Annotated in this window: 4 protein-coding genes; all 4 read right to left on the bottom strand. The window is 76.5% G+C overall.

Translation table 11 applies throughout. The annotated features are described in order from the left end of the window. The coding region (locus tag H5J29_RS25230; protein WP_220187904.1) for a serine/threonine-protein kinase at positions 1-832 on the bottom strand (832 nt) is incomplete at its 3' end. Between the two features lie 20 nt (positions 833-852). Beyond that, on the bottom strand, positions 853-1,662 hold the full coding sequence (locus H5J29_RS25225) for an SCO4651 family lipoprotein (protein ID WP_181783513.1): 810 nt from the start codon (positions 1,660-1,662) through the stop codon (positions 853-855). A gap of 29 nt (positions 1,663-1,691) precedes the next feature. Next, complete coding sequence (gene rsgA / locus H5J29_RS25220) at positions 1,692-2,687, bottom strand: ribosome small subunit-dependent GTPase A (protein WP_181783512.1); 996 nt, start codon at positions 2,685-2,687, stop codon at positions 1,692-1,694. Positions 2,688-2,697: 10 nt separating this feature from the next. After that, a partial coding sequence (locus tag H5J29_RS25215) for a 3-phosphoshikimate 1-carboxyvinyltransferase (RefSeq protein WP_181783511.1) occupies positions 2,698-3,596 on the bottom strand: 899 nt, incomplete at its 5' end.

Genomic DNA, 3,596 nt, shown 5'->3' with positions numbered 1-3,596 from the left:
CCGCCGGTGGCAGCTCGGCGGGCAGCCAGCCCGTCCGCGGCCGGTCCTCGGGGCCGGTGGAGAGCGCGGCCCGGATCGCCGCGGTGTCCGGCCTGCGGGCGGGGTCGCGGTCCAGGCAGGACCGGACCAGACCGAGCAGGGGCTCCGGGACGCCGGTGAGGTCCGGCTCGGTGTGCACGGTCCGGTACAGCAGGGCGTTGACGTCCCCGGTGCCGAACGGAGGCCTGCCGGTCGCGGCGTAGGCGAGGACGCCGCCGAGGGCGAAGACGTCCCCCGCGGGCTCGGAGCGGGCGCGGGTGATCTGCTCGGGCGCGATGAACCCCGGCGACCCGACGACGGCGCCGGTGCGGGTCAGCACGGTCGCGTCCGCGGCGCGGGCGATGCCGAAGTCGATGACCTTGGGCCCGTCCGCGCCGAGGAGCACGTTGGCGGGCTTGAGGTCGCGGTGCACGATCCCGGCGCCGTGGATGGCGGTGAGCGCGTCGGCCAGGCCGATCCCGAGCATCCGCACCTGCTCGACGGGCATCGGCCCGTGGATGCCGACCGCCTCGCGCAGGGACGGGGCCGGCACGTACTCGGTGGCGAGCCAGGGCGGGTCGGCCTCGGCGTCGGCGCCCAGCAGGGCCGCGGTGTACGGGCTGCGGACCCGGGAGGCGGCCTCGATCTCGTGCCCGAAGCGGGCGCGGAACTCCGGGTCGCCCGCGAGGTCCGCGCGGACCACCTTCACCGCCGCGGTGCCCGCCCGGCCCCGGCCCAGGTAGACCCGCCCCATCCCACCCTCGCCGAGCAGCCGGGTCAGCGTGAAGCCGCCGAGGGAGCGGGGGTCGGACACGCCCTCAGATTAGGCCCTGGCTACGCCGCGGCCGCGGGGGCCGCGATGGTGACCGGGGTACCCCAGTCCCGGTAGTCCGCGGTGAGGGTCAGGGTGCCGATGCCCGGGAGGGTCTGGCGGGACTCGGTGCGCAGCGGGCGGTTGGCCGCGTCGACCCACAGGGTGGAGGAGATCCGGGTGAGCCCGCTCTCCAGCTGGCCGCGCAGGGCGGCGCGCGCACCCGGGTCCGGCTCCTGCTCCACGGCCCGCGCGAGGTCGATCACCACCAGGTACCGCACGGCCTGGACCCCCTCGACGGTGTCGTCCACGGCATCGGCCACCAGGGCCGCCTCCCGGTAGCGGGCGAGGTTGGCCGTGGGGTCCGCGGTGTCCGCGAGGTTGGCGGCCACGGTCGCCCACTGCTTCTCCGGTGTGCCGGTGGCGGCCTGGTCGATGCGGGCCCACCCGTCCGCGACCTGCCGGAACACGGTCCCGCCGCGCAGCACGACGACGGCCGACTCCTCCGGCGCCCGCCCGTCGACCGTGACGGTCTGGGTGAACTGGGCGGACACCCCGCCGCCCTGCTCCACGCGCAGGGCCCCGGCCCCGGCGACCTGGGCGGGCGGGCCGCCCGCGTCCACCCGGCCGCTGAGCCGCAGGCCCGCGGTGCGGTCCGTGCGCTGCCGGACGGTGACGGCGGTGAGCAGGTCCGCGGCCGCGTAGTACTTGGGCAGGCCGGGCGCGGCGGTCTCGTCGGAGTTCCCGCGGGCACAGGACACCACGGAGGCCAGGACCGCGAGCACGGCACACGCCACCAGGACGAGCACCCCGGTACGCCTCTCCTGCCGCACGCGACCCCCCTCGGAACGAAGAGCCGAGGCTAACGGTCCGCGGAGGGCGTTCCGGGCGGTGCGGCGCGTAGTGCGACGAGCACGCGGCGCAGTGCGGCGAGCCGCCCCGGCTGCAGGACACCGTCGGTCACCCGCCCGCCGACCCGGAGTGCGCGCTCGACGCGCGGGCACTCCTCGACGGCGGCGGCGAGGTCCTCGAACGCGGCGATGACGGCGTCCGGCGTGACGTGCGCGAGCCCGAAGGACCGTACGCCGGGGGTGTCCACGACCCAGCCGCCCTCGATCGGCAACGCGAGCGCGGCGACGGTCGTGTGCCTGCCCTTGCCGACGCCCGAGACCACGCCGGTGCGCTGTACGGCGTCCGGGACCAGGGCGTTGACCAGAGTGGACTTGCCGACGCCGGAGTGCCCGACCAACGCCGAGACCTGCCCGTCGAGCAGGGCGGCGAGCTCGGTCGGGAACTCCCCGCGTCGGGTCACGACGATCGGGAGGCCCAGGTCCGCGTAGAGCGCGGCGAACGGCCCGGGATCGGCGAGGTCGGACTTGGTGAGGCAGAGGACCGGCGTGAGGCCACCCGCGTAGGCCGCGACCAGGCAGCGGTCCACGAACCCCTCTCGCGGCTCCGGGTCCGCGAGCGCGGTCACGATCACGAGCTGGTCGGCGTTGGCCACCACGATCCGCTCGAAGGGGTCCGTGTCGTCCGCGGTGCGGCGCAGCAGGGTCCGCCGCTCCTCGACCCGCACGATCCGCGCCAGCGTGTCCGGCGCACCGGACAGGTCCCCGACGATCCCCACCCGGTCCCCGACGACGATCGGCGAGCGGCCGAGCTCGCGGGCCCGCATCGCGGTGACGGGCGGCCGGTCGGGATCCCCGGCGGGCGCGCAGGTCCACCGGCCGCGGTCCACCACGGTGACCATGGCCTCGACGGCGTCGGCGTGGTCCGGGCGGCGCTTCGTGCGCGGGCGGGAGCCCCGGCCGGGGCGGACCCGGACGTCGGTCTCGTCGTACTCGCGGGGCTTGCCCATCAGCGGCGCCTCACCCGAGCAGGGCCGCCCACCGGCCCGGGAAGTCCGGGATCGTCTTCGCCGTGCAGGTCACGTCGTCGACCGCCAGCCCGGGGACCCGCAGCCCGACGATCGCGCCCGCGGTCGCCATCCGGTGGTCCGCGTAGGCGCCCCACGGACGCTCGGACGCGGCGAGGGTGCCCGGCCGGATCTGCAGGCCGTCCTCGGTCTCGGTCACGTCCGCGCCGACGGCCGCGAGCTCGGTGCGCAGCGCGGCCAGCCGGTCCGTCTCGTGGCCGCGGATGTGCGCGACACCGCGGATCACGCTGGGGGAGTCCGCGAGCGCGGCCAGGGCGGCGACGGTGGGGGTGAGCTCGGAGGCCTCGTGCAGGTCGACGTCGATCCCGTGCAGCTCTCCGCCGCGGACGGTCATGCCCTCGGCGCGGGCCTCCACGGTGGCCCCCATCCGGGCCAGGACCTCGAGGATCTCGGTCCCGGGCTGGGTGGAGTCCGCGGGCCAGCCGGTCACGGTGACCTCGCCTTCGGTGGCCGCCGCGGCGGCGAGGAACACCGACGCGTTGGACAGGTCCGGCTCGACGGCCCAGGTCCGGGCCGCGATCGGGCCGGGCTCGACCCGCCAGGTGTTCGGCTCCGAGTCGTCGACGACCACGCCGGCCTCGCGGAGCATCGCCACGGTCATGTCGATGTGGGGCAGGCTCGGGACGGGCTTGCCGTCGTGGTGCACGGTCACGCCCTTGTCGAACCGGGCGCCGGAGAGCAGCAGGCCGGACACGAACTGGCTCGAGGCCGAGGCGTCGATCGTGACGTGCCCGCCGGTCAGCCCGCCCGCACCGTGCAGGACGAAGGGGAGCCGGTCGCCGTCGACCGTCGCGCCCAGGGCGCGGAGGGCGTCGAGGACGGTGTCCATGG

The sequence above is a fragment of the Pseudonocardia pini genome, from assembly GCF_013870575.1.
GTDB lineage: Bacteria > Actinomycetota > Actinomycetes > Mycobacteriales > Pseudonocardiaceae > Pseudonocardia > Pseudonocardia pini.
Note: the sequence above shows the minus strand (reverse complement) of the source record. Positions and strands in the feature narration are given on the sequence as shown.

Coding starts and splice junctions, on each gene's coding strand:
- rsgA (WP_181783512.1), bottom strand. CDS start 2,687: ATGGGCAAGCCCCGCGAGTACGACGAGACCGACGTCCGGGTCCGCCCC.